We start from the raw sequence: 24542 nt of genomic DNA, 5'->3' as shown, positions 1-24542 counted from the left end.
GCCCGCCCCGCGCCCTAGTGTCGCGCGAAAGCGACAGGAGGCCCGCATGGGGATGAAACCCGTCAAGAACCGCTCGCGCGCGATCTTTGAAGAGGTGGGCGTCGAGACCCCGAAACAGATGCCGGTGGCGCCGAAGGGCGGCATGATCGACGCGCGGCCCAAAGGCGCGCGCAAGGCGGTGCTGCTCTGGATGGTGTCGCTGATCGTGCTTGCGGTGCTGCAACTGGGTCTGGATGCGACGCCGGGCCTTGGCATTGCGGAACTTGATCTGGCGCAGCCCTACACGGGCTTGGCGCTTTTTGCGGTCTGGGCGCTTGGCGCACTGGGGTTGACTGTCAGCCGCCGCCTGCCACCGGGCTGGGGGATGCGCGTGGCGGGGCTGGGGCTGGGCTGCCTGCTGCTGGCGGCCTCGGACCCGGCGCCGCTCGCGCAGCTGTCGCGCGCCCTTGCCCCCGCGCCCGCGGCCGAGGTGCTGCCGCAAACGGGCGCCCTGCCGCCGTTGCAGCTTCTGCCCGCGATGCCGCCGACGCCTGCGCCCGTGATCGCCCCGCCGACGCCGCAGGAACGGGTGGCGCAGGCCGCCGATCTGGTCGTGGCACAGATCGAACGGGCGCAAACGACCCTTGGCGCCGCGCCCTTTGCGACGCTGCGTCTGGGCCTTGCCTTCGCGCTGGCGGGTTTTGCCTTCTGGTATGCGCTTCTGGCCGCGCGGACCGAGGCGGCGCTGATCTCGGCGCGGCGTCAGGCGGAACCGGGGCTCGTCGGTCTGGCGACGGGGCTGATGCATCTGAGCTTCCTGCAGCTGCTCGTGGGCGGGCTGGTGACCGGACTTGGCGCGGGGGCGGTTTTCACCGACTGGCCGTTGATGGGCGGGGTCTGGCTGCCGCCCGACCTGCTCTCGCTGCAACCGATCTGGCGCAATGCTCTGGAAAATCAGGCACTTTTGCAGTTCAGCCACCGGGCGCTCGGCTATCTGCTGCTGGCGCTTGCAGCTTTCGCGCTGATCCGCTCGCGCCGCTCGGTGCATGGCGTCACCCGCACGGCCTTTGCGCTGGCAACCGTCTGGATGCTTCTGCAAGCCGTTCTGGGCGTCGTCACGCTGCTGCATGGCGATCCGCTGGCGCTGCGGCTGGCGCATCTGGCCGGGGCGCTGGTGCTGTGGCTCTTTCTCATCCGCGCGCGCTTCCTCGCGCGCTATCCGCGCGTGCAATCGATCCGGGGGATCAAATGACAGCTCTGGCCGACCTGAAAGCCTATCTTCGTGAAACCGAGGCGCTTGGCCATGTGGCCGAGCGTCTGGGCTGGGACCAGGAAACGATGATGCCGCGCGGTGCCGCCGAGCAGCGGGCCGAGGAACTGGCGGCGCTGGAATCGGTGCTGCATGCGCGCCGCACCGATCCGCGGCTGGAAGACTGGCTCGCCCGCGCCGAGGCGACGACCGAGGCGGACGCCCGCCTGCTTGATCTGGCCGGGCGCAATTACAACCGTGCCACCCGCATTCCGGCGCGGCTGGCCACCGAACTGGCGCGGCTCACCTCGCTTGCGCAGGGCGTCTGGGCCGAGGCGCGCGCGGCCGAGGATGCGGCCGCCTTCCTGCCGACGCTGGCACAGATGGTGGCATTGAAGCGCGAGGAGGCCGCCTGCCTGTCGCAAGGCGATCTTTACGATGCGCTCCTTGATGATTTCGAACCGGGCGCGACGCATCGCCAGCTTGGCGCGATGTTCGACCGGATGCGGCCGCGCCTGGTCAGCCTGCGCGAAAAGGTGCTGGGATCGGAACATCAGCCGCCCGCGCTGACCCATGTCTTCCCCGAGGCGACGCAGCTGCGCCTTGCGCGGATCTGCGCCTCGGCCTTTGGCTATGACTGGACGATGGGGCGGCTCGATCTGGTGGTGCATCCGTTCTGCTCGGGCTCGGGGCGGGATGTGCGCATCACCACGCGGGTTTGCGAAAGCGATCCGTTCAACTGCCTTTATTCCACCATCCACGAGGTCGGCCACGCCTGCTATGAACAGGGGATCTCGGCGGACTATGCCTTCTCGCCGCTTGGCCGCGGTGTCTCGATGGGGGTGCATGAAAGCCAGAGCCGGATCTATGAAAACCAGCTTGGCCGCTCGGCCGCCTTCACCGGCTGGCTTTACCAGCGCATGCTTGATGCTTTTGGCGATTTCGGTGTCGCGGATGCCGAGGCCTTCCATGCGGTGGTGAACCGGGTGACCCCCGGCTTCATCCGCACCGAGGCCGACGAGCTGCATTACAACCTGCATGTGATGCTGCGCTTCGATCTGGAACGGCAGCTGATCGCGGGCAAGCTGGAGGTCGCCGATCTGGAGGAGGCCTGGAACGCCCGGTTCCTGTCGGATTTCGGGGTGGCGGTCGAGAAACCCTCGCAGGGGTTCTTGCAGGATGTGCATTGGGCGGGCGGGCTTTTCGGCTATTTCCCGACCTATACGCTGGGCAATGTCTATGCAGGCTGCCTGAACACCGCGATGCGCGCGGCGGTGCCCGACATCGACGCCGCTTTGGCCGAGGGCACGGCAAAACCCGCGACCGACTGGCTGCGCGAAAATCTGCAACGCCATGGCGGGCTGCGCCCCCCGCGCGAGACGATCGTGACCGCCTGCGGCTTCGAGCCTTCGGAAGAGCCGTTTCTGGACTATCTCGAAAGCAAATACGCGGCGATCTACCGGCTTTGAGGGCGAGGGGGCGCTGCCCCCGCCGGGGCGATGCCTCGGCCCCCCGGGATATTTCGAGCAAGATGAAAGGCATCCGGTTTTATCTTGCTGAAAATATCCCGGGGGGAGTCCCGCAGGGACGGGGGGCAGCGCCCCCTATGCTACCGAGGTGAAGCGGTTCACCGGCCTGTCGATCACGCTTTTTGACGGCGGCGTCTTTGCGAAGCGTTCGGCCAGCGTCAGCGGCCCGGCGGTGATGCGGAAGTAATCATAGGCGCCGGGGCGATCAAAGGCGCAGAGATACTGGAAATGCAGCCGGAAGAAGCGCCAGCGCAATTGCTTCCAGCGCGCGGGCGAGAGGGTTTTCGTGAAGGCGGCCGACAGGATCAGCGGCTGGCGTTGACCGGCGGGGCCGACGCCCGAGACCTTGACCGGATCGCACAGCGCAAAGGCGCAGCCGTCGCCCGGGGCGGTGACATCGACCCAGGTCAGTTCGGACCGCGCGCACAGATAGGCCAGATCGGCGCGCAGCCGTTTCGCCTCGGGCAGGAAGCTGACCATCGGCACGACATGGCCCAGCGACAGGAAGCCCAGCCGCGGCCCCGCTGCGGGCACCCGGCCCGCGCGGATCAGATCGGCCAGAACCGAGACCGCCAGATGCGCGCCCGAGGAATGGCCGACGATCAGAACCTCGTCCCAGTCCTCGGTCAGCGCCTGGGCGATCGTGTCGCCAAAAGCCGCCATCCGGGCCTCGAGCGCCGCCGGATTGGCGCCGCCCCAGCGCGCGGTGAAGGCGTAATCATGCATCAGGTAATAGGCGTAGAAGCGGCCATCGTGCTTGCGAAACCAGCGCAGCACCGCCCAGGTCACCCCGGCGCAGAGCGCAAGGCCAAGCCCCCAATCGAAGCGGAAATCGGGCAGCGGCCAGAGGATCAGCGCCGCCAGCGCTGCCCCCGCGCCAAGCCCCGCCAGCGCCTGCACGATCAGCGCCACAATCGGGTAAAGTGCCGCGATCACCGGCCCCTTGCGCAGCCGCATCAGCCGAAACAGCGCGCCTGAGCCGATATAGGCCCAGGCGGTGCGCATCAGCTGCAGATAGGTCGCGGGGATCGTGGCCGCCATGCTGTCGCGCACGATATCGGCCCAGATCAGCACCTCCACATCGGCTTCGACCGCTTGCCCGTCCTGGGTCGCGCGGACATGCCAGCCATAGGGGCCGCCCGCGCGTTTGGGCGCCAGCGCCAGCGCATAGCCCGAAATCGCCGCCTGGGCCGTGCCCTCGCTGCGGTAAAGCTCGCGGTAGCGCCGCGGGTGGATCGGATCATAGCCGGGGATGTAGAACACCCGGCGCTTGCGCACGGTCTGGCTCATCTTGGGTCCTGCTTCTGCCTGCCCGGTGATAGCGGAAAAATCGGCGCCGCGCTGTGACTTACGCCGCAGTCCAGCGGGCGACATTGGCGCGGATCGCGGCCATGCGCCGCGTCGTCTCGGGATGCGAGGAGGCCCAGGCGGGCGCAGCAGCCCCCGCGCCCACCAGCCGGTCGAGCCGGGCAAACAGGCTCAGCTGCGGGTCCGGGCCGATCCCCGCCTTGATCAGCAGCGCGGTGGCGAAGGCATCGGCCTCATATTCGTCGCGCTGGCTCAGCCGGGCGGCAAGGGCGGTGGTGATCAGACCGGCGATCCCGACCCCGGCAAAGGGCACGATCCGGACCAGCACGCCCACCAGCAGCAGCTGCAAAAGGTTCTGCCCGGTGAAATCGATCATCCGCCGCCGCGCATGTCCGCTTGCCACATGGCCGATCTCATGGGCGATGACCGAGGCCAGCTCCTCGGCGCTGACCTGCCCGCTGCGGTAAAGCGCCAGAAAGCCCTCGGTCAGAAAGACCCTGCCATCGGGGGCGGCCAGGCCGTTCACTTTCGGATCGTCCAGCACGAAGACGGGCAGGGACGGGACCCCCAGCGCCGCGCGCAGCCGGTCAAGCACCGGGGCCAGACCGGGCTCGGCCAGCGGCACCGAGCGGGCGGAGAGCTGGCGCAGCAGGTTGCGCGATGAAAAATGCCACATCGCAAGCGCGGCAAGGATCGTCAGCAGGAAGGGCAGAAGGCGCAGAAGCATCGGCCAAAGATGGGGCCGGGGGCGGTCCGGGTCAATCCCTGCCGCGCCCTCAGCCGAGCTGCTTCATCGCCCGGGTGATGCCGTCAAGCGTCAGCGGGAACATGCGGCCTTCAAACGCCGCCTGGATCATCGCGATCGACTGCGTGTAGCCCCATTGCCGTTCCGGCACCGGGTTGAGCCAGACATGGCTGGGCCATTGCGCCCGGGCGCGGGCCAGCCAGACCGCCCCGGCTTCGGCGTTCCAATGCTCGTTGGCGCCGCCGACATGGCTGATCTCATAGGGCGACATCGAGGCATCGCCCACGAAAATGCATTTGTAATCAGAGCCGTAGCGGTGAAGCACCTCCCAGGTCGGGGTCAGCTCGTCCCAGCGGCGGCGGTTGTCGCGCCAGACCCCCTCGTAAAGGCAGTTGTGAAAATAGTAATGCTCCAGATGCTTGAATTCGCTGCGCGCGGCGGAAAACAGCTCCTCGACCAGCTGCACATGCGCATCCATCGAGCCGCCCGCATCCAGAAACAGCACCACCTTGACCGCATTGTGCCGCTCGGGCCGGGTCTTCACGTCGATATAGCCGCTTTCGGCGCTGGCGCGGATCGTGCCGGGCAGATCAAGCTCCTCGGCGGCGCCGTGCCGGGCCCAGCTTCGCAGCCGTTTCAAGGCCACCTTGATGTTGCGCGTGCCAAGCTCCACCCGGTCGTCGAAATCGCGAAATTCCCGCTTGTCCCAGACCTTGACCGCGCGCTGATGACGGCTCTCAAGCTGCCCGATCCGCACCCCTTCGGGGTTGTAGCCATAGGCGCCAAAGGGCGAGGTTCCGGCGGTGCCGATCCATTTGTTGCCGCCCTGATGGCGCCCCTCCTGCTCTTTCAGCCTTTCGCGCAGGGTTTCCATCAGCTTCTCGAAGCCGCCCAGTGCTTCGATCTGCGCCTTTTCTTCCGCGCTCAGATGCTTTTCCGCCAGCTTGCGCAGCCAGTCCTCGGGCAGGTCCAGCGCGTCGAGCACCGCTTTGGGCGGGATCGCGTCAAGGCCGCGGAAGCTTTCCGCGAAGGCCCGGTCGAAACGGTCCAGATGGCGTTCGTCCTTCACCATCGCCGCGCGCGCGAAATAGTAGAAACCGTCGATGTCAAAGGTGCAAAGACCCGCCGCAAGGCCTTCGAGAAACGACAGATATTCGCGCGGACTGACAGGCACGCCATGGCGGCGCAGAGTGTCGAAGAAAGGCAGGAACATCGAAAACCCCCCGCGCCGCTGCCAAGGCGCGGGGGTCAGCCGCGCCTCAGTTGTATCGCGCCCCGGCCCGCGCCAGAGCTGCCACCTCGGCCGCGCGCGCTTGCACGGCGGCATCCGAGCCGAAACCGTAGCGCGCCCATTGCGCCGAGTCGAGCCGCGCCTGCTGCGCCTGTGCCCGATTGCCCAGCGTTTCATAGGCCTCGGCGCGGATCAGATAAAGCGTCGCCATCAGCGCCGCGTTTTCCCCGGTCAGCGCCTGCGGAACCGCCCGGTTCACCAGCGCGATCGCATCGGACGCCCGGCCCGAGGACAGCGCAAAGGCCGCCAGCTGCATGTCGACATGGGCCGACTGGATGCCCGCGCCCGGGGTGGCGCGGTAGATCGCGCCGGCATTGGCAAAGGCGGAGAGCGCGGTCTCGGGGTCGTCATAAACGCTCAGCCGACCCAGCGCGAACCAGCCAAAGGCGGCCCTTGTGTCGCGCCAGCCCTCTGTCGCCGAAATCTGGATCGCCGTCATCGCCGCCGCCTTGCGCGCGCCCTGCGAGCCGTGGCCGATGGCGCGTTCAAGCGCGGTGACGAAGGCGCGCGGGGTGGGGTTTTCGGGCAGGCCGGTGACCTTGCCGCCTGCGGGATTGATCCGGGCGAAGACGGCGGGCAGTTTCGCCTGCACCTCGGGCACCGACATGCCCGAGTGCAATTCGGGCGCATAGACGGCGCGCAGCTGCATCATGTCGTAGCGGGTCAGCACGGTGTGGAAGTTGTCGTCGTTCCAGACCGAATTCGAGAGCCGGTACAGGTCGTTCAGCGGCCCGAGCGCCTGGCTGGTCTCCTCGTGCAGGCAGTCGCGCAGCTCCTGCGGCGTCGCCTCGGCGGGGATGAAGACGGTGGCGGCGGTGCGGCGCTGCACCTTGGTCCAGTCGCCCGCGGCGGTGTGGCGGGTGGCGCGATATTCGGACCAGGTGGCGGTATTGGGCACGACGAAACAGGCGGCATTCGGGACTTCGCGGCTCATCTCGGCGCGCGGCACGAAGGCGATGCCGATGCGGTTGGCGGCGCCCGCGCCGGTCGAGATCGGGATATGCGCCTCATTGCGCAGCCGGGTGACGAGGCGGGACAGCTCGGTCGCGGCGGTGGGCGGGGCGGTGCCCTGCAGCGTGACGCTGATCGGCCCTTCGAAGCGCGAGAACTGCGGCACCGGGCGGCCCGATTCCAGCAGGAAGTTCAGTTCCATGAAATCGCGCGCCAGCACGCTGTTGGCAGGCAGCGCCCCGGTGCGGGGGGCGGGGGTCGGCTGGCCGATGGTCGGATCGGCCAGCGGCATGTCGATCGTGGCGGTCGAGGCGCGCGAGGTCGGCGCCTCGCCGCCCCCCGGCGGAGCGGCACAGCCGGACAGCGCGGCGGCCAGAGCCAGCCCCGAGAGGGCAGCCCGAGCGTGCGGGGCCCGCGGCGCAATGCGCCCGGACCGGGGGGCTTTCGCGGGGGCAGCCGCGAAAGCCGCCTGAGGCGGCAGACAGTTCAAACGCATGGCAGTGCGTATCCCAGGTTAGGGTGCCAAAACTCGGCACAGGCCTCAAAAAAGACCGGTAATTCTTCGGGTTTCAATAAGAAATTAATGTGGCAAGTCCAGATATAGTGTCATGACAGGGCCATGTACACGCCTTATTGTAGCCTCAATTCAATCGCTTGCGCCGTCGTTGGACGAAACGGGGAAACAGTGACGGCGTGTCGCGGCGAATCATCGCTGCGATTTCGGCGCGACCTGCCCTGTCCGGCCGGGGCTGTTTCCGGTTTTGAAACGGCAGATTTTTTTACACTTCGTTAATCACTGTGTCGAAAACCTTAAGGCGGGCGGTCGAAGCAGCCGGGTCGGAGGGCATTGATCGCGGCACGGCGGGCAATGGCGCGCGATTACCGGCGCGGTCGGAAACGAAACGCCCCGGCCGGGGCCGGGGCGTCTGCAAGCGCCAGGGCGCGTCGTCGCAGGGGCGCGAATCACGCCGTCTCAGCGGGCGCGGCGGCGTCCGCCGCGCGCGGCCGAAGCGGCGGCGGCCGAGGCCTCGGCGAAGCTTGCGCCCTCTTTCATCGCCTCGAGCACCTTCGACAGCCGGATCCAGTCCATCGCATTGTCATCGTGGTTCATCAGCAGATTGGCGGCGCGAATGGCCTCCATCTCCTGGCTGCGGACCGGGTTCATGATCGCCGAGGTCATCCCCGCGCCGATCGCCATCGGCAGGAAGGCGGCGTTGACGCCATGCCGGTTCGGCAGGCCGAAGCTGATGTTGGAGGCGCCGCAGGTGGTGTTGACGCCCAGCTCGGTGCGCAGCCGGTTGACCAGCGTGAACACCTGCCGCCCGGCCGAGGCCATGGCGCCCACCGGCATCACCAGCGGGTCAACAACGATGTCATGCGCCGGAATGCCGAAATCGGCGGCACGTTCGACGATCTTCTTCGCCACGGCAAAGCGCACGTCGGGGTCTTCGGAAATGCCCGTATCGTCGTTCGAGATCGCCACCACCGGCACGTTATATTTCTTCACCAGCGGCAGCACGCGCTCAAGCCGCTCTTCCTCGCCGGTGACCGAATTCAAGAGCGGTCGCCCCTCGCAGGCGGCCAAGCCCGCTTCCAAAGCGGCCGGAACCGAGCTGTCGATGCACAAAGGCACATCGGTGATCGCCTGCACCCGGGTGATCAGATCGCGCATCAAGGGCGGCTCGACGAAATTGTTGTCGGCATAGCGCGGATCTTCGGCCATCTTGTTCGAGAAGACCGCGCCCGAGTTGATATCCAGCACCGTTGCCCCGCAGGCCACCTGTTCCAGCGCGTCCCTCTCGACGGTGGTGAAATCGCCCAGCTCCAGCTCGGCGGCCAGTTTCTTGCGCCCGGTCGGGTTGATCCGCTCGCCGATGACGCAGAAGGGCTCGTCGAAGCCGATCACCACGGTCTTCGATTTGCTTTCCAGAACGGTACGGGTCATGCCTCAGCCTTTCGATTTGTCCGCGATCCAGGTCGCATTGGTCTTGATACCGCCGAGCGGAAAGAAATGCACCGACTCGATGCCGAAATCGGGATGTTTGGCCTTGTGCCTGGCCAGATCCATCAGAAGATCGGTGGGCTCGAAGGGGGTGAGCAGCTTCGTCACGTCCCTGGCGCGCTTTTGCAGCACTTTCAACGACGGTCCGACACCGCAGGAAATCGCGAATTTCAAAAGCGTCTGCAGCTTCGCGGGACCCGCGATGCCGATATGCACCGGCATCCTGATGCCCTCGGCGGCGAGACGGTCGACCCATGCGATGATCGGCCCGGCCTCAAAGGCGAATTGCGTCACGATGGCCGTGTCGGCATCGGTGGTGTCGGCGAATTTCTGTTTCAGGGCAAGCGCCTGCATGACGATCCTGTCGGTGCCGTCAGCGTCGATGTCGCGGTTGCCCTCGGGATGACCGGCAAAATGCAGCCGCTCGAAGCCCGCAAAAGCCCCGGTTTCGACCAGCTGCAGCGCATTGTCGAGGCTACCCACCGGGGTCTTGACGCCGCCCCCCAGCAGCAGCGCCTGTTTCACCCCGGCCTCGCCCTTGTAACGCGCCACCCAGTCGCGCAGCTGCAAGGCGTCGCGGATGATCCGGGCGGGGAAATGCGGCATCGGCTCGAAGCCTTCGGCGCGCAGGCGCTTCGCCGTGGCGACCATCTCATCGATCGGCGTGCCTTCGATATGGGCGACATAGACGCGGGTACCCGCGGGCAGAAGGGCGCGGAAATCCTCGATCTTTTCGGCGGTGCGCGGCATCACCTCGATCGAGAAGCCGTCAAGGAAGGCGGCCAGCGTGCCGTTGGTGGGCGTCTCGGCCTCGCGGCGGAAGTTCAAAAGCGCCATCAGATCTCTCCGTCAGAGGGGCGGGCCTGGTCCCAGCCGTCATTGCCAATCAACCGCAGCAAGGCGGCGGTGTCGTAGTCGCAGAGAACCCGGGCCAGCTCGGCCTCGGCCGCTTCGGCATCCGTGCCGTCGCGGCTGCCGATCACCACCTTGCGCCATTCGGCCAGGTAAGCGTCGCTGTCCTTCGCGCCGATCTTCATCGCGCAGCGGTCGATCGCCTGCTCGAAGCGTTCGGGCAAAGGTTTCTTGACGGCCTTGCGACCGGTCCCGGCGATGATCTGCGCCGGGATGTCGCGCCAGAAGACGATCGTGATTTCAGCCATGTGCGTGATTCCCTCTGAGACAGGAATACGCCCGTTTGCGACGCGCCCGGTGACGGATTTCGACATGTTGCGCCAGATTGGCGACAACCGTGCCGGTTCCTTGCCCCGCGCGGCGGAGCCTCCGGCGGGGATATTTGAAGCAAGATAAATTCGCCCCCTTTATCTTGCCCCAAATATCCCGGGGGGAGGCCGCAGGCCCGGGGGGCAGCGCCCCCCGCCTTGCTTCGGACTGGCGACGTCACGAACTTGTCATCGGGCGCTTGATCCTTCGGACGCCCCGCGCTACCTAGGGGGTAACTTGAAATCGGAGGGCGTAAGATGGCGCCCAGGCGTCCTCGGGCTGCGGGCGCGATCCCGAAACCGGTCGAACGCGCCGCATCCCACCCCGCCGAGCCGGGCGAGCTTTATGCTGCGCTCGATCTCGGCACCAACAGTTGCCGGATGCTGATTGCCCGACCGCAGGGCGATCAGTTCGAGGTCGTAGACAGCTTTTCCAAGGCTGTTCAACTCGGTCAGGGGCTGGAAGCCTCGGGCCGGTTGTCGCGCTCGTCGATGGCGCGCACGGTGCAGGCGTTGCAGATCTGCCGCCGCAAGATCGAGACCCATGGCGTCAAGCGGATGCGGCTGGTCGCGACCGAGGCCTGCCGCCGCGCCGGCAATGCGCGCGATTTCATCCGCTATGTCCGGCGCGAAACCGGGCTGCCGCTGGAAATCATCCCGCCCGAGGAAGAGGCGCGGCTTGCCGTGATTTCCTGCGCCCCGCTGGTCAATCCGCACAGCAAACAGGTGCTGGTGGTCGATATCGGCGGCGGCTCGACCGAGCTTGTCTGGATCGACGTGTCCCGCGTGCCGCCTTCGGACCGGCCGCGCTCGATCATGCGGCTGTCGGGCGGCTTCGATCAGCCCGAGGGCGACATTCCGCAGGCCCGCGTGGTGGACTGGATGTCCGTTCCGCTGGGCGTCGCCACGCTCAAGGATCAGTTCGGCGATGTCGAGGATGACGCCGCGCGGTTCGCGCTGATGTCCTGGTTCTTCGAGGAAAAGCTGGCCGATTTCACGCCCTACGCCTCGGGCACGCCGCAGGAGGGGTTTCAGGTGATCGGCACCTCCGGCACGGTGACGACGGTTGCCGCTTGCCATCTGAACCTCAAGCGCTATGACCGCAACCGGGTCGATGGCCTGACGATGACCTCGACCGAGATTGACGCGGTGATCCGCTCCTTTCTGATGCTTGGCCCCGAGGGACGCCGCGCCGATCCGCGCATCGGGCGCGACCGGCACACGCTGATCATGTCGGGGGCGGCGATCCTGCAGGCGCTGATGCGGGTCTGGCCGACGGACAAGATGTCGGTGGCCGACCGCGGCCTGCGCGAGGGGCTGCTTTATGCGCAGATGGCCGAGGATGGCGTGATCGAAGAAATGAAGCCGATCGAGGGAGAGATGAAATGACGAAACCCCCCAGCGGCAAATCGGGTGGTGCGGGCTCTGGCAAGAACACCTCGGGGCGCGGGCAGCGCGATCTTCGGGTGCGGGTGAAGACGGCGAAGGGGCGCAAGCTCTCGTCGACGCTCTGGCTGGAACGGCAGCTGAACGACCCCTATGTGGTGCGCGCGAAGAAAGAGGGCTATCGCGGCCGTGCCGCCTACAAGATCCTGGAACTGGACGACAAGTTCCGTTTCCTCGTGCCGGGGGCGCGGGTGGTCGATCTGGGCTGCGCGCCGGGGGGCTGGTGTCAGGTCGCCGTGGCGCGGGTGAATGCGCTGGGCGAGAAATCGGGCAAGAAGGTCGGCACCGTTCTGGGCGTCGATCTGCAGGAGGTGGCGGCGATCGCCGGGGCCGAGCTGCATCAGCTGGATTTCCTGGAAGATGGCGCCGATGACAAGGTCAAGGCCTGGCTGGGCGGCCGCGCCGATGTGGTGATGTCGGACATGGCGGCGGCCGCTTCGGGCAACCAGCAGGTCGATCACCTCCGCATCATCACGCTTTGCGAACATGCCGCCTATTTCGCCTTCGACGTGCTGGAACTGGGCGGCACCTTTGTCGCCAAGGTGCTGGCGGGGGGCGCCGAGCAGGGGCTGATGACGGTCCTGAAGAAGAATTTCGAGAAGGTGGTGAACATGAAGCCGCCCTCAAGCCGCAAGGATTCTTCGGAAAAATTCGTTGTCGCCACCGGCTTTCGCGGCAAGCGCCATGAGGACGGGCAGGCGGAACCCGCCGCGGACGCGCCCCTGGACTGACGGCGCGGGGCGAAGCCCGCTCTTGCGTGACGCTGCGAAGCGCTTATCCTGCGGAAAGCACCGAAAAGAGGGGAGGCTTTCCGATGCGTCTTTCTGCCCCCATGCGCAACCATGCCGAGATCGTGCAAGCGGTCGTCGCCTCGTCCAATGCCGGGGCGCGCGCGGGTTTTGCGGCCAGCTGGCGCCGCTCGATGATCCACCACAAGCTCGATCCGGCGCGGGTGCGGGTCTCTGACCGGCTGACCGCCGCCGATATCGCCGCCCGGCGCGAGGCGGCGGGGCTTTTGCTGCGTGTCGCGACCCCGGTGCTCGACCGGCTCGCCCGCGCCGCCTGCGAGGCGGGCTGTGCCGTCTTCCTCTCGGATGCCGAAGGGCTGGTGCTGGAGGAACGGATGCGCGAGGCCGACCGGCGGGCCTTTCACCGCGCGAACCTTGCCCCGGGCTCGGACTGGTCCGAGGGGCAGGAGGGCACGAACGGCATCGGCACCTGTCTGGCCGAGGGGCGGCCCGTCACGGTCTGGCGCGACCAGCATTTCCGCGCCACCAACACCGGGCTGACCTGCATGGGGGCGCCGGTTTTCGGGGCGCGGGGCGAGCTGGCCGGGGTGATCGACGTTTCTTCCGCGCGCGCGGACATGACCGAGGGCTATGCCCGTCTGGTCGCGCTGACGGTGCAGGATGCCGCCAGCCGGATCGAAGCGGATCTGTTTCGCGCCTCCTTCGAGGGGGCGCGCATCCTCTCGACCGCCGCGGCCGAGGAGAGCCCGCAGGGGGTGGTGCTTCTGGCGCTCGACCGCGACGATCTGGTGATCGGGGCGACGCGGGCGGCGCGCAGGCAATTGGGGCTGGAGGAGGCGCAGATGGGCCGGGTGCCCGCGACCGATCTGTTCGGGGGCAAGCGCGACGAGGGCCAGGGCGCGCTGGCCGAGGCGCAGCGGGCCGAGATGGTGCGGGCGCTGGCGCGCGCGGGCGGCAATGTCTCGGCCGCGGCGCGCGATCTCGGCATCGGCCGCGCCACCTTTTATCGCAAGGCCAAGGCGCTTGGTCTCAGCGTTTGAAAGGCGGGGGCTCTGCCCCCGGTCCGCAAGCGGACTCCCCCGGGATATTTGAGGCAAGATAAAGGGAAAGGCACTCCACGGGGCGCCTTTGCTTTTCCGTGCTTTCATCTTGCCCGAAATATCCCGGGGGGTGAGGCGCAGCCGAGGGGGGCAGAGCCCCCCTTTCTCCGCCTGCGACCTCGCGCCGCCTTTACGGATTTTGCGATGCTGCGCCTGCACCTGTCTCGGTGGTGAAACAGATCAGCCATAACGCCAAAACAAAGCCGCTATGCAAGAATCGCAAAGAGGCGCAGTCTTTCCCCATCGACGCCCCGGAGAGGGGGTCGGACCATCAGGGAGGACAAGATGGCCAACGACATGCCGCATGATTTCAAGGGGGTGATGGTGTCGCCCTTCAAGCCGCGCTACGACAACTTCATTGGCGGCAAGTGGACGCCGCCGGTCGGCGGCAAGTATTTCGACAACATCACGCCGATCACTGGCGAGAAGATCTGCGAAGTCGCTGCCTCGACCGCCGCTGACGTGGAACTTGCGCTCGATGCCGCCCATGCCGCGAAGGGCGCCTGGGGCACCACCTCGGCCGCGCATCGCTCGAACGTGCTTTTGAAGATCGCCGACCGGCTGGAACAGAACCTTGATCTGCTCGCCGCCGCCGAGACCTGGGACAATGGCAAGCCGATCCGCGAAACCACCGCCGCCGACATTCCGCTGTCGGTTGACCACTTCCGCTATTTCGCGGGGGTGCTGCGCGGTCAGGAAGGCTCGATGTCGGAAATCGACAATGACACCGTGGCTTACCACTACCACGAGCCGCTGGGCGTCGTCGGGCAGATCATCCCGTGGAACTTCTCGATCCTGATGGCGGCGTGGAAACTTGCCCCGGCGCTGGCGGCGGGCAACTGCATCGTGCTGAAACCGGCCGAACAGACCCCCTCGGCGATCATGGTGCTGATGGATGTGATCAAGGACCTGCTGCCCCCGGGTGTGCTGAACATCGTCAACGGCATGGGCCCCGATGTCGGCGCGCCGCTCGCCCGCTCGAACCGGATCGCCAAGATCGCCTTCACCGGCTCGACCGAGACCGGCCGCAAGATCATGCAATATGCGACCGAGAACCTGATCCCGGTGACGCTGGAGCTGGGCGGCAAATCGCCGAACATCTTCTTCTCGGATGTGATGGCGAAAGATGACGCCTTCCTTGACAAGGCGGTCGAGGGCTTTGTTCTCTTCGCCTTCAACCAGGGCGAGGTCTGCACCTGCCCGTCGCGCGCGCTGATCCAGGAGGACATCTACGAAGAGTTCATCGCCCGCGCCATTGCCCGGGTGAAGGCGATCAAGCAGGGCGACCCGCGGCTGATGGAGACGATGGTCGGCGCGCAGGCAAGCCAGGAACAGCAGGACAAGATCCTGTCCTATCTGAAGATCGGCCGCGAGGAAGGGGCGCAGGTCCTGTGTGGCGGCGATGCGGCCAGCCTTGGCGGCGATCTGGCGAACGGCTTCTACATCCAGCCGACGATCCTCAAGGGCCACAACAAGATGCGCGTCTTCCAGGAGGAAATCTTCGGTCCGGTCGTGTCCGTCACCACCTTCAAGGACGAGGAAGAGGCCCTGCATATCGCCAATGACACGATGTATGGGCTGGGCGCCGGCGTCTGGTCGCGCGACATCAACACCTGCTACCGCTTTGGCCGCCACATTCAGGCCGGGCGCGTCTGGGTGAACAACTATCACGCCTATCCGGCCCATGCGGCCTTTGGCGGCTACAAGCAGTCGGGCATCGGGCGCGAAACCCACAAGATGATGCTGGATCACTACCAGCAGACCAAGAACATGCTGGTCAGCTACAACCCGAACAAGCTGGGCTTCTTCTGACCCCGCCCGGCGGGGCCGCGGCCCTGATGTCGGATCTTGTTGCCCGGAAACCGGGTCGCCCACGCGGCGGCCCGGTTTTCGTCTGGGGTCTTCTTTGCGGAAAATTCTACCCAAGGTTGATTATGGCAACAAGCGATTCACCAATTGCGGGTAGGACGGCTGCACCTGACGATGGAGACCGTCGATGACGCTTCGCAGACAGATCCTTTTGCTTCCCCTGCTCACCGCGGTGATCGCGATCGTGCTCAACCTTTCCGGCATGGTGCTGGTCGGGCAGCGCACGCTGAACGCCGCCTATACCACGGAACGCGCCGTCGCCGCAGAGGCGCTGCGGCTGGCGATTGAGGCCCGCACCACCGAGGCGCTGTCGATGGCGCAGATCATCGCGGGGGTGCCCGCGATCCAGGAGGCCGTCTCGCGCCGGGATGACACCGCGATCGAGACGATGCTGGCGGGTTCGATCAAGGCGATGATGGCCCAGACCGGAATGACGCAGCTGCATTTTCATGTGCCGCCGGGCACGTCGCTGATCCGGGTGCATGATCTGGCCAAGCGGGGCGAGGATCTGACGAAAACCCGTCCGATGGTGGTCAAGGCGAATGCGGAACATGTGCCCCTGCGCGGGCTCGAACGCGGCAGGACCGGGGTCGGCGTGCGCGGCGTGGCCCCGATCAGCTGGCAGGGCAGTCATGTCGGCACCGTCGAAGTGGGCTTTGACATGGATGCGAATTTCCTTTCGGCGTTGTCGAAGGATACCGGGAACGAATTCGAATTCTACGCGGTTCCCCCGGCGGGAGAGGCGGGCAAGATCGAGCGCAAGGCCGAGACCACCGGCGAGGCCCCGATGCTGGAGCCGGACGATTTCGAGAAGGTGATGCAGTCGGGCGGCCTCGATCTGCTGCGGGAATTCGACGGCGTGCCCCATGTCGGCCGTGCCGTTGCGGTGACGGATTTCTCGGGGGCGCCGATCGGCATCTATGTCGTCGCATCGCCCGATCATCTGGCCGCGGAAATGCTGGCGGCGCAGACCCGGTTGAGTGCGATTGCGGTGGTGCTGTCGCTGGTGCTGGCCTCGGGCGTGGCCTGGGCGGGGGGGCGGCACATTGCGGCCTGCGTGCAGCGTCAGGCGGTGACGACGCGGGCGATCGCCGAGGGGCGGACCGATGTCGAGATCATCGGGACCGAGCGCAAGGATGAGCTGGGCGACATGGCGCGGGCGCTGGTGGTGTTCCGCACCAATCTTGAGGAAAATACCCGGATGCAGGCGGCGCTGCAGGCCGAGGAACAGGCGAAACGCCGCGCCGAAGAAAGCGCCCGGGCCGAGGCCGAGCGGGCCGAGGCCGAGCGGCGCCGCACCGAGGCCGAGGCGCTGGAGCGGGATCGTCAGCGCGCCGAGGCGGAGCGGCTTGAGGCGGCCCGTCGCGCCGAAGAGACGCGGGCGCGTCTGGACGAGCAGCAGCTTGTGGTCGCGGCTCTGTCGAAGGCGCTTGAAAGCGTTGCGGCGGGCGATCTGAACTGTGTCATCGAAACGCCGCTGCCGGGCGAATACGATCAGCTTCGGCTGCATTTCAACACCGCCACCCGGCAGCTGGGCGATGCGCTTGCGCAGATCGACCTGTCGGCGACGCGGGTCGATGCCGAGGCGGGCAAGCTTTCGCAAGCCAGCACGCAGCTGGCGCACAGCACCGAACGCAATGCGGCGGCGCTGGAGGAGACGGCGGCGGCGCTCAACCAGCTGACAAGCTCGGTCTCTTCGGCGGCCGAGGGGGCGGCGCAGGCGCGCGAGATCGCGGCGCAGGCGCGTCAGAATGCGGAAAGCGGCGTCGGGGTGGTGGCCGAGGCCGTCGCGGCGATGGCCGAGATCGAGGCCTCGTCGCAGTCGATTTCGCGCATCACCCATGTGATCGAGGAAATCGCCTTTCAGACCAATCTGCTCGCCCTCAACGCCGGGGTCGAGGCGGCGCGGGCGGGCGAGGCGGGACGCGGCTTTGCCGTCGTCGCCTCCGAGGTGCGGGCGCTGGCCCAGCGGGCGTCTGATGCGGTGCGGGAGATTTCGCAACTGATCGAAACCTCGACCACGCAGGTGCAGGACGGGGTGAAGATGGTGGGGCGGACCGGCGCGGCGCTCGATCACATCGTGGCCTCGGTGCGCCAAATCTTTGATCGGATGGGCGAAATCGCCGCCTCGGCCGAGGAGCAGGCGCGCGGCATCGTCGAGATCAACGGCGCGGTGACCCAGCTTGATCAGACGACGCAGCATATCGCCAACATGACCGACATGTCGGCGGCATCGGGTCGGGCGCTTGCCAGCGAGGGCAGCGATCTGCGCCAGACCGTCGAGCGGTTCCACCTGCCCGCGGCGGGCGAGGGCGCGCATCGCTCCGCCGCCTGAGCAAAAGCGACAGGCCCGCGGTCGGACCGCGGGCCTGTTCCGATTCCGGGACCGGGCTTATTTTGCCGACTTCTTGGTCGCCTTGGCCTGATTGCCGATCCAGTCCATAAGCGCGAGCAGCACCCCCGAGATGACGAAGACCAGATGGATCACCACCATCCAGGTGATCTTCTCAGCCGGGTATTTTTCGATATCCATGAACACTTTGAGCAGGTGAATCCCGGAAATCGCAACGATCGAGGCGACCAGCTTCAGCTTCAGCGTCGAGAAATCGACCTCGCTTTGCCAGTCCGGCCGGTCCTCGTGGCCCTTGGTGTCCATGCGCGAAACGAAATTCTCGTAGCCCGAGAAGATCACGATCAGGATCAGGTTCGCGGCCAGGCTGAGGTCGATCAGCGACAGCGCCCCCATCACCGCGATATCCACCTCCATCTGCGGGATTTGCAGGGCGAAATGGTAAAGCTCCAGCACGAAGGCCCAGAGCAGGATCGCCAGCGTGCCCACCAGCCCCAGATACATCGGTGCCATCAGCCAGCGGCTGGAAAAAAGCACCCGTTCGATCGCGCGTTCCATGAATACTCCGTTAATGTCTGCTCCGCCTAGATAGGGATGGCCCCGCCGCGCGCAAGGGCGGGGCGGCGGGCTTCGGCTCAGCCGCCCTTGCGGAAGGCCGAGGGGGTCTTGCCGACCCTGGCCTGAAAGGCGCGGGTGAAATAGGCGGGGCTGTTGAAGCCAAGGGCGGCGGCGATGTCCTTGACCGGGGTTCCGGTCTCGCTCAGCAGCCGACGCGCTTCATAAAGGCGGCGATCCTGCAGCAGCTCCGAGGCGGCCCGGCCACAGCTGATCCGGCACGAGCGCGTCAGATGCGTCGCCGTCACACCGAGCTGCGCGGCATAATCCGCCACCCCCAGGCCAGAGCGGAAATCGCGTTCCAGAACAGCGGCATAGCGGGTAACAAGCTTGCGCGCGGCCTCCGACGCGCGGGGCTCGGCCGCCTGCGACATGCCCTGACGTTCGATGATCACGCTCAACAGCCCCAGATAATGCAGCGCGGCCCGGTCCGATCCGGGGCGGTTGCTTTCCAGCTCGCGGATCACCGATTCGATCAGCCCCGAGATCTCGGCCTGCACCGGAGGTTCGCGCACGCGCAGATATTGCGCCGCATGCGGCAGCGTCAGCTCCGAATTCTTGCCGAAAAACACCGCCAGGCCGGTGGTCTGGCCGGAAATCTCGAAGCCGTGCATCACGCCCGCGGGCAGGAAGGCGGCCGAATAGGGGCCATAGCCGCGGGTCACACCGCCCATGGTGATGCGGCCCTGACCGCGGGTGAACCACAGGAAACAGGGTTCCGACAGCGCCCGCATCGCCTCCACCCGCCAGCGTCCGCCCTGGGCGAGCCGAGCGATCGGCACGATGCGCGGCACCGAGGGCGGTTCAGGCAAAAGCGACTTCGGCCGGGCGGGCCTGGCCGCGACGGACAGGGCGCCCGGGCGCGGGGTCTTGGCAAAGGGCGCGAGCGGGGGGGTCTTGAAAAGGGTCACGAAAACTTCCGGGGCGGCGGTGGTCGCCCCAAGGATAGGGAAGATCCCCTTGTTAATCCAACGAAAAACACGGTTGCGCCGAAATTGGCGCGGCCCGGTTTCAGCCCCGCAGGATGTTGTGCCAGCCCCCCATCCGGCCACGAAACCATGTGCGTTGCCGCTTCGCATATTGCCGCGACGCGGCCTTGGCGCGCGCGGTCGCGGTGGCCAGATCGATCTCGCCCCGCAGATGCGCGACCAGCTCGGGGGCGCCGATCGCCTTGGCCCAGAGCGCCGAAGCATCCCACTGGGGCAGGACGGCGCGCACTTCGTCCAGCGCGCCCGACTCAAGCATCGTCTCGAAGCGGGCATCGATCCGCGCCGCCAGAAGGTCGCGCCCGGGCGAGAGCAGCAGCGGCACGGCGGCGGCCAGGGGCAGCAGCGGCGGCGGTGTGTCATCCTGCCAGGCGGCCAGCCCGCGGCCGGTCGCCCGCATCACCTCCCAGGCGCGTTGCACCCGCATCGGGTTCAGGCCGTCAACGCGGGCGCGCGTGGCGGGGTCCAGCTCGGCCAGCATCCCCGCGTGCCCCTCGCTCAGGCGGCGGCGGTCGGCTTCGGCGCGGATCTCGGCGGGGGTTGCGGGGATTTCGGCCAGCCCCTCGGTCAGCGCGCTCAGGTAAAGCCCGGTGCCGCCCACGATGATCGGGCGCGGCCCGGCGCCCGCGCGAAAGGCGGCAAGGATCGGGCCGATCTCGCGCAGCCAGGCGCCGACGGAATACTCCTCGCCCGGGGCGCGGTGGCCGTAAAGCGCATGCGGCGCGCGGGCTTCTTCCGTTGCGGAAGGCCGGGCCGAGAGCACGCGCCAGCACGACCAGACCTGCAGCGCATCGGCATTCACCACCACGCCGCCGGATTTTTCAGCGATTTCAAGCGCCAGCGCGGATTTCCCCGAGGCCGTCGCCCCCGCGATCAGCACCGGGCGGTCATCGGGCAGGGCGGCAAGGTCGAACACGGCGATGATCCCGAGGCTGCGGTTGAGGTTGATCCCGAACGCCATTTGCGACATTTTGCGCCCCGATGACAACCAGGGACCGCCGAGGAGCCGCGATGACCGACACAGACGAACCGATCGTGAAATACAAACGCGTGCTTCTGAAGATTTCCGGCGAGGCCCTGATGGGCGATCAGGGCTACGGCCTGCATCCGCCGACCGTCGAGCGCATCGCCCGCGAGGTGAAATCGGTTCGCGATCTGGGCGTCGAGATCTGCATGGTGATCGGCGGCGGCAACATCTTCCGCGGCCTTGCCGGCTCGGCGCAGGGGATGGAGCGCACGACGGCCGATTACATGGGGATGCTGGCCACGGTGATGAATGCGCTGGCCATGCAGGGCGCGCTCGAATCGATGGGGGTCTTTACCCGCGTGATCAGCGCCATCCCGATGGATCAGGTCTGCGAGCCCTATATCCGCCGCCGCGCCGTGCGCCATCTGGAGAAAAAGCGCGTCTGCATCTTTGCCGCGGGCACCGGCAACCCCTATTTCACCACCGACACCGCGGCGACCTTGCGGGCGAACGAAATGTCCTGCGAGGCGATCTTCAAGGGCACCAAGGTTGATGGCGTCTATGACATGGACCCGAAGAAACACGCCCATGCGAAGCGCTACGATACCGTCAGCTATGACGAGGTGCTGCAAAAGAATCTGGGCGTGATGGATGCCTCGGCGATTGCGCTTGCGCGGGACAACAACCTGCCGATCATCGTCTTTTCGCTCGATGAGCCGGGCGGGTTCCGCACCATTCTGGCCGGGCAGGGCACCTATACCCGCGTGCAGGGCTGAGATCGGCGGCACGTGACGCGACGGAACGGGTGTGCGCGCTTGGCCCCTATCCAAGCGCCGCCCGCCCCGTTATGAAGACGAAAACGGAAAAAAGCGGGGGACCCCATGTCCGACGATATTGAAATCGACACCGACGACCTCGAACGCCGCATGGAGGGCGCGATGCATGCGCTCAAGCATGAATTCGGCACGCTGCGCACCGGCCGCGCCTCGGCCTCGATGGTCGAGCCGATCATGGTCGATGCCTATGGGTCGCTGGTTCCGGTCAACCAGGTCGGCACGATCAACGTGCCCGAGCCGCGGATGGTGACCATCAACGTCTGGGACAAGGGCCTGATCAGCAAGGTCGAAAAGGCGATTCGCGATTCGGGCCTGGGGATCAACCCGCAGACCAACGGCCCGATCATCATGTTGCCGATCCCCGAGCTGAACGAGGAACGCCGCCGCGAGCTGACCAAGGTCGCCGCGCAATATGCCGAACATGCCCGCGTCGCCATCCGCAACGTGCGCCGCGACGGGATGGACCAGATCAAGAAGGCCAAGGGCAACGGCATGTCGGAAGACGACGTGAAGTTCTGGGAAGGCGAGATCGAAGAGCTGACGAAAAAGCACATCGGTTTCGTCGACAAGGCGCTTGAGGGCAAGCAGGCGGAGATCATGCACGTCTGAGACGTGCAGAAAGGCTGATGATGACCGCGACCGAGCCCCGACCCGCGCCGACCGGCGGTGGCGTCACCGATTACGGCGTTTCGCATGTCGCGATCATCATGGATGGCAACGGCCGCTGGGCCAGGCAGCGCGGCTGGCCGCGGCTGGTCGGGCACCGGAAGGGCGCGGAACGTGTCAAGGAGATCGTCCGCGCCTGCCCTGATCTGGGGGTGAGATGGCTCACCCTTTATGCCTTTTCGACCGAGAACTGGAAGCGCTCGACCGAGGAAGTCCTTGGGTTGATGTCGCTTTTTGCCCGCTACATCCAGCGCGAAGCCGATGCGATGTCCGCCGAGGGGGTGCGGATGCGCTTCATCGGTGACCGCGGGCCGCTGGATGGCAAGCTGCGCGGGCTGATGGACGGGATCGAGGCGCGCACGGCGATGAATGCGCGGCTGAACCTGACCGTGGCGATCAATTATGGCGGCCGCGACGAGCTGCGCCGGGCGGCGGTGGCGCTGGCCACAGAGGTTGCGGCGGGGCGGCTGGCCCCCGAGGCGATCACCGAGGCGGTCTTTGCGGGCCATCTCGACACCGCGGCGATCCCCGACCCGGATCTGGTGATCCGCTCCTCGGGCGAGACGCGAACGTCGAATTTCCTGCCCTGGCAGGCGGCTTACGCGGAATATGAATTCACGCCGACGCTGTGGCCGGATTTCAACCCGGCGGCGCTGGCGGCGATCCTGGCGCAATTCGGTGGCCGCGAGCGGCGTTTCGGCGGGGTGAAGGGATGAGTGGGAACTGGTCGGATCTGCGCGCGCGCACGGGCTCGGGGCTGGCGATGGTCGCGGTGGGGGCGCTGGCGATCTGGCTGGGCGGGCTGCCGTTCATCGCCTTGGCGGTGCTGGTCACCGGGCTGATGATCTGGGAACTGGCGGCGATGACGCGCCCCGAGGGGGGGGCGCGCTGGCCTGCGGTCGCGCTTGGCCTGACCGCCGCGGCGGCGCTGTTTGTCGTCGTCTTCGGGCATCTGTGGTTTCTGACCCCGCTTCTGATCCTGCCCGCGGCGCTTGGCAGCTTTGCCACGGCCCGCCGCGACCGGGCGATCTTTGCCGCCTATGCGGTGCTGATCCTGCTGGCGGGCTATGCTTTGGTGGCGCTGCGTCTGGGGGTCGGGCCCGAGGTGATCTTGTGGCTGGTCTGCGTCATCGTCGCTTCGGACGTGGGCGGGTATTTTGCGGGCCGCGCCTTGGGCGGGCCGAAATTCTGGCCCAGTGTCTCGCCGAAAAAGACCTGGTCGGGCACGGTGGCGGGCTGGCTTGGCGCCGCGGCCGTGGGCGGGCTTTTCGCCGCAGCGGGCGCGGGCGGTCTTGCGCTCGTCTGGCTTTCGCCGATTGTGGCGCTTGCCGGGCAGATGGGCGACATCGCGGAAAGCGCGATCAAGCGGCGGATGGGGGTGAAAGATTCCTCGGCCCTGATCCCCGGTCACGGCGGAGTGCTGGACCGGTTCGACGCGCTGATTGGCGCGGCCGTGGTGGTGCTTGTGCTCGTGCCCTTGATGCCGCAAACGCTTTTCGGAGGCTAAGTCATGCGACGCATTACGGTTTTCGGGTCCACCGGCTCGATCGGGGTCAATACGCTTGACCTGATCGCCCGCAGGCCCGGGGCCTTTCAGGTGGTGGCCCTGTCTGGGGGGCGCAACATCAAGCTTCTGGCCGAACAGGCGCGGGCTTTCCGGGCCGAGGTCGCGGTGACCGCGCATGAAGACTGCCTGCCCGCGTTGCGCGAGGCTTTGGCCGGGACCGGCATCGAGGCGACGGCGGGGAAAGCCGCGCTGATCGAGGCGGCGCTGCGTCCGGCCGACTGGATCATGTCGGCGATTGTCGGCGCCGCGGGTCTGGCGCCGGGCTTTGCCGCGCTGAGCCAGGGCACGACGCTGGCGCTGGCGAACAAGGAATCGCTCGTCACCGCCGGGCCGCTGCTTCTGGCCGAGGCCGCGAAACACAACGCGCGGCTGCTGCCCGTGGACAGCGAACATTCGGCGGTCTTTCAGGCGCTGGTGGGCGAAGAGATGGCAGCGGTCGAGCGCGTCATCATCACCGCCTCGGGCGGCGCCTTCCGCGACTGGCCGATCGAGAAACTGGCCGATGCGACGGTGGCGCAGGCCTCGACCCATCCGAACTGGGCGATGGGGCAGCGGATCACCATCGATTCCGCATCGATGTTCAACAAGGCCTTGGAACTGATTGAAACCAAGGAATATTTCGGCGTCCGGCCCGAGCAGATCGAGGTTCTGGTGCATCCGGAATTGCTGGTGCATGCGCTGGTCGGCTTCAAGGATGGCGCGCTGATGGCGCATCTGGGTGCGCCCGATATGCGTCATGCCATCGGCTATGCGCTGAACTGGCCCGAGCGGGCCGAGCTGCCGGTGGCGCGGCTTGATCTGGCGAAGATCGGCGCGCTGACCTTCCGCGCCCCCGATGAAGAGCGGTTCCCCGCACTGCGTCTGGCGCGCGAGGTGATGGCGATGGGCGGCACCGCGGGGGCGGCCTTCAACGCCGCCAAGGAGGCCGCACTTGATGCCTTCATCGGCGAGGAGATCGGCTTTCTGGCGATGAGCCGTCTGGTCGAGGCGGTGCTGACCGAGATGACCGCGCGGCATGGTCTTGGAAAACCGCTCGACAGTCTCGATATGGTGATGGACACCGATGCCACCGCGCGGGCGCTTGCGCGCAGCCTTGTGCCGACAGTAAGGACCTGAC

The 24542-nt window shown here is 66.8% G+C and carries 22 protein-coding genes; 12 read left to right on the top strand and 10 right to left on the bottom strand.

Annotated elements, in window-relative coordinates; all coding sequences use genetic code 11:
• Nucleotides 1-46 precede the first annotated feature (46 nt).
• Both AC4PTB_RS09540 and AC4PTB_RS09535 read left to right on the top strand, forming a co-directional pair.
• Nucleotides 47-1231: a COX15/CtaA family protein gene (locus tag AC4PTB_RS09540; RefSeq protein WP_492189742.1), complete on the top strand. Its 1185-nt coding sequence runs from the start codon at nucleotides 47-49 to the stop codon at nucleotides 1229-1231.
• Nucleotides 1228-2697 carry a carboxypeptidase M32 gene (locus AC4PTB_RS09535; RefSeq protein ID WP_492189741.1) on the top strand — a complete coding sequence of 490 codons (1470 nt, stop codon included), beginning with the start codon at nucleotides 1228-1230 and terminating at the stop codon, nucleotides 2695-2697. Before AC4PTB_RS09540 ends, AC4PTB_RS09535 begins: the two co-directional genes overlap by 4 nt.
• Nucleotides 2698-2832: 135 nt before the next feature.
• Here AC4PTB_RS09535 and AC4PTB_RS09530 read toward each other — a convergent pair whose 3' ends face one another.
• The 7 genes from AC4PTB_RS09530 to AC4PTB_RS09500 all read right to left on the bottom strand — a co-directional run bounded on the left by AC4PTB_RS09530 (nucleotide 2833) and on the right by AC4PTB_RS09500 (nucleotide 10214).
• Nucleotides 2833-4047, bottom strand: coding sequence for a hypothetical protein (locus tag AC4PTB_RS09530; RefSeq protein WP_492189740.1), 1215 nt, complete (start codon nucleotides 4045-4047; stop codon nucleotides 2833-2835).
• 58 nt (nucleotides 4048-4105) lie between these two features.
• On the bottom strand, nucleotides 4106-4792 hold the full coding sequence (locus AC4PTB_RS09525) for a M48 family metallopeptidase (RefSeq protein WP_492189739.1): 687 nt from the start codon (nucleotides 4790-4792) through the stop codon (nucleotides 4106-4108).
• A gap of 49 nt (nucleotides 4793-4841) precedes the next feature.
• Nucleotides 4842-6023: a vWA domain-containing protein gene (locus AC4PTB_RS09520; protein WP_492189738.1), complete on the bottom strand. Its 1182-nt coding sequence runs from the start codon at nucleotides 6021-6023 to the stop codon at nucleotides 4842-4844.
• 46 nt (nucleotides 6024-6069) lie between these two features.
• Nucleotides 6070-7548, bottom strand: a complete 1479-nt coding sequence (locus AC4PTB_RS09515) for a DUF2927 domain-containing protein (protein WP_492189737.1) — start codon at nucleotides 7546-7548, stop codon at nucleotides 6070-6072.
• A gap of 477 nt (nucleotides 7549-8025) precedes the next feature.
• On the bottom strand, nucleotides 8026-8997 hold the full coding sequence (locus AC4PTB_RS09510; protein ID WP_492189736.1) for a methyltetrahydrofolate cobalamin methyltransferase: 972 nt from the start codon (nucleotides 8995-8997) through the stop codon (nucleotides 8026-8028).
• A gap of 3 nt (nucleotides 8998-9000) precedes the next feature.
• Complete coding sequence (locus AC4PTB_RS09505) at nucleotides 9001-9891, bottom strand: methylenetetrahydrofolate reductase (RefSeq protein ID WP_492189735.1); 891 nt, start codon at nucleotides 9889-9891, stop codon at nucleotides 9001-9003.
• Entirely contained in the window at nucleotides 9891-10214 is a 324-nt protein-coding gene (locus AC4PTB_RS09500) for a virulence factor (RefSeq protein WP_492192619.1), read from the bottom strand. The genes AC4PTB_RS09505 and AC4PTB_RS09500 overlap by 1 nt, the downstream gene beginning before the upstream one ends.
• Before the next feature lie 318 nt (nucleotides 10215-10532).
• Here AC4PTB_RS09500 and AC4PTB_RS09495 point away from each other — a divergent pair, with 318 nt between their 5' ends.
• From AC4PTB_RS09495 to AC4PTB_RS09475, 5 genes are all read left to right on the top strand, one after another.
• On the top strand, nucleotides 10533-11663 hold the full coding sequence (locus tag AC4PTB_RS09495) for a Ppx/GppA phosphatase family protein (RefSeq protein ID WP_492189734.1): 1131 nt from the start codon (nucleotides 10533-10535) through the stop codon (nucleotides 11661-11663).
• Nucleotides 11660-12451: an RlmE family RNA methyltransferase gene (locus AC4PTB_RS09490; RefSeq protein ID WP_492189733.1), complete on the top strand. Its 792-nt coding sequence runs from the start codon at nucleotides 11660-11662 to the stop codon at nucleotides 12449-12451. Before AC4PTB_RS09495 ends, AC4PTB_RS09490 begins: the two co-directional genes overlap by 4 nt.
• A gap of 83 nt (nucleotides 12452-12534) precedes the next feature.
• Entirely contained in the window at nucleotides 12535-13509 is a 975-nt protein-coding gene (locus AC4PTB_RS09485; RefSeq protein ID WP_492189732.1) for a GAF domain-containing protein, read from the top strand.
• A 345-nt stretch (nucleotides 13510-13854) separates the two neighbouring features.
• Nucleotides 13855-15381, top strand: coding sequence for an aldehyde dehydrogenase (adh, locus tag AC4PTB_RS09480; protein WP_492189731.1), 1527 nt, complete (start codon nucleotides 13855-13857; stop codon nucleotides 15379-15381).
• A gap of 184 nt (nucleotides 15382-15565) precedes the next feature.
• Complete coding sequence (locus AC4PTB_RS09475) at nucleotides 15566-17773, top strand: methyl-accepting chemotaxis protein (protein WP_492189730.1); 2208 nt, start codon at nucleotides 15566-15568, stop codon at nucleotides 17771-17773.
• A gap of 57 nt (nucleotides 17774-17830) precedes the next feature.
• On the opposite strand, the gene AC4PTB_RS09470 is transcribed toward AC4PTB_RS09475, so the two are convergent.
• The 3 genes from AC4PTB_RS09470 to miaA all read right to left on the bottom strand — a co-directional run bounded on the left by AC4PTB_RS09470 (nucleotide 17831) and on the right by miaA (nucleotide 20350).
• Nucleotides 17831-18346, bottom strand: a complete 516-nt coding sequence (locus tag AC4PTB_RS09470; RefSeq protein ID WP_492189729.1) for a TIGR00645 family protein — start codon at nucleotides 18344-18346, stop codon at nucleotides 17831-17833.
• 77 nt (nucleotides 18347-18423) lie between these two features.
• The gene (locus tag AC4PTB_RS09465; RefSeq protein WP_492189728.1) at nucleotides 18424-19314 is read right to left on the bottom strand and encodes an AraC family transcriptional regulator; all 891 of its coding nucleotides are present in this window, start codon (nucleotides 19312-19314) and stop codon (nucleotides 18424-18426) included.
• Nucleotides 19315-19414: 100 nt separating this feature from the next.
• Nucleotides 19415-20350, bottom strand: coding sequence for a tRNA (adenosine(37)-N6)-dimethylallyltransferase MiaA (gene miaA / locus AC4PTB_RS09460; RefSeq protein WP_492192618.1), 936 nt, complete (start codon nucleotides 20348-20350; stop codon nucleotides 19415-19417).
• A 50-nt stretch (nucleotides 20351-20400) separates the two neighbouring features.
• On the opposite strand from miaA, the gene pyrH reads away from it, so the two are divergent.
• The 5 genes from pyrH to dxr all read left to right on the top strand — a co-directional run bounded on the left by pyrH (nucleotide 20401) and on the right by dxr (nucleotide 24541).
• A complete protein-coding gene (pyrH, locus tag AC4PTB_RS09455; protein WP_492189727.1) occupies nucleotides 20401-21132 on the top strand; it encodes a UMP kinase in 732 nt (243 codons plus the stop codon).
• Between the two features lie 105 nt (nucleotides 21133-21237).
• Nucleotides 21238-21801 carry a ribosome recycling factor gene (gene frr / locus AC4PTB_RS09450; RefSeq protein WP_492189726.1) on the top strand — a complete coding sequence of 188 codons (564 nt, stop codon included), beginning with the start codon at nucleotides 21238-21240 and terminating at the stop codon, nucleotides 21799-21801.
• A gap of 20 nt (nucleotides 21802-21821) precedes the next feature.
• Complete coding sequence (uppS, locus tag AC4PTB_RS09445) at nucleotides 21822-22574, top strand: polyprenyl diphosphate synthase (protein WP_492189725.1); 753 nt, start codon at nucleotides 21822-21824, stop codon at nucleotides 22572-22574.
• The gene (locus tag AC4PTB_RS09440; RefSeq protein ID WP_492189724.1) at nucleotides 22571-23365 is read left to right on the top strand and encodes a phosphatidate cytidylyltransferase; all 795 of its coding nucleotides are present in this window, start codon (nucleotides 22571-22573) and stop codon (nucleotides 23363-23365) included. Before uppS ends, AC4PTB_RS09440 begins: the two co-directional genes overlap by 4 nt.
• Before the next feature lie 3 nt (nucleotides 23366-23368).
• Complete coding sequence (gene dxr / locus AC4PTB_RS09435) at nucleotides 23369-24541, top strand: 1-deoxy-D-xylulose-5-phosphate reductoisomerase (RefSeq protein WP_492189723.1); 1173 nt, start codon at nucleotides 23369-23371, stop codon at nucleotides 24539-24541.
• The last annotated feature ends 1 nt before the right edge of the window (nucleotide 24542 follow it).

This window comes from Rhodobacter sp. 4.3.4, from assembly GCF_058724655.1.
The sequence above is the reverse complement of the archived record's forward strand: the minus strand, read 5'-3'. Positions and strand labels throughout refer to the sequence as shown.

Coding starts and splice junctions, on each gene's coding strand:
- AC4PTB_RS09540 (WP_492189742.1), top strand. CDS start 47: ATGGGGATGAAACCCGTCAAGAACCGCTCGCGCGCGATCTTTGAAGAG.
- AC4PTB_RS09535 (WP_492189741.1), top strand. CDS start 1,228: ATGACAGCTCTGGCCGACCTGAAAGCCTATCTTCGTGAAACCGAGGCG.
- AC4PTB_RS09530 (WP_492189740.1), bottom strand. CDS start 4,047: ATGAGCCAGACCGTGCGCAAGCGCCGGGTGTTCTACATCCCCGGCTAT.
- AC4PTB_RS09525 (WP_492189739.1), bottom strand. CDS start 4,792: ATGCTTCTGCGCCTTCTGCCCTTCCTGCTGACGATCCTTGCCGCGCTT.
- AC4PTB_RS09520 (WP_492189738.1), bottom strand. CDS start 6,023: ATGTTCCTGCCTTTCTTCGACACTCTGCGCCGCCATGGCGTGCCTGTC.
- AC4PTB_RS09515 (WP_492189737.1), bottom strand. CDS start 7,548: ATGCGTTTGAACTGTCTGCCGCCTCAGGCGGCTTTCGCGGCTGCCCCC.
- AC4PTB_RS09510 (WP_492189736.1), bottom strand. CDS start 8,997: ATGACCCGTACCGTTCTGGAAAGCAAATCGAAGACCGTGGTGATCGGC.
- AC4PTB_RS09505 (WP_492189735.1), bottom strand. CDS start 9,891: ATGGCGCTTTTGAACTTCCGCCGCGAGGCCGAGACGCCCACCAACGGC.
- AC4PTB_RS09500 (WP_492192619.1), bottom strand. CDS start 10,214: ATGGCTGAAATCACGATCGTCTTCTGGCGCGACATCCCGGCGCAGATC.
- AC4PTB_RS09495 (WP_492189734.1), top strand. CDS start 10,533: ATGGCGCCCAGGCGTCCTCGGGCTGCGGGCGCGATCCCGAAACCGGTC.
- AC4PTB_RS09490 (WP_492189733.1), top strand. CDS start 11,660: ATGACGAAACCCCCCAGCGGCAAATCGGGTGGTGCGGGCTCTGGCAAG.
- AC4PTB_RS09485 (WP_492189732.1), top strand. CDS start 12,535: ATGCGTCTTTCTGCCCCCATGCGCAACCATGCCGAGATCGTGCAAGCG.
- adh (WP_492189731.1), top strand. CDS start 13,855: ATGGCCAACGACATGCCGCATGATTTCAAGGGGGTGATGGTGTCGCCC.
- AC4PTB_RS09475 (WP_492189730.1), top strand. CDS start 15,566: ATGACGCTTCGCAGACAGATCCTTTTGCTTCCCCTGCTCACCGCGGTG.
- AC4PTB_RS09470 (WP_492189729.1), bottom strand. CDS start 18,346: ATGGAACGCGCGATCGAACGGGTGCTTTTTTCCAGCCGCTGGCTGATG.
- miaA (WP_492192618.1), bottom strand. CDS start 20,350: ATGGCGTTCGGGATCAACCTCAACCGCAGCCTCGGGATCATCGCCGTG.
- pyrH (WP_492189727.1), top strand. CDS start 20,401: ATGACCGACACAGACGAACCGATCGTGAAATACAAACGCGTGCTTCTG.
- frr (WP_492189726.1), top strand. CDS start 21,238: ATGTCCGACGATATTGAAATCGACACCGACGACCTCGAACGCCGCATG.
- uppS (WP_492189725.1), top strand. CDS start 21,822: ATGACCGCGACCGAGCCCCGACCCGCGCCGACCGGCGGTGGCGTCACC.
- AC4PTB_RS09440 (WP_492189724.1), top strand. CDS start 22,571: ATGAGTGGGAACTGGTCGGATCTGCGCGCGCGCACGGGCTCGGGGCTG.
- dxr (WP_492189723.1), top strand. CDS start 23,369: ATGCGACGCATTACGGTTTTCGGGTCCACCGGCTCGATCGGGGTCAAT.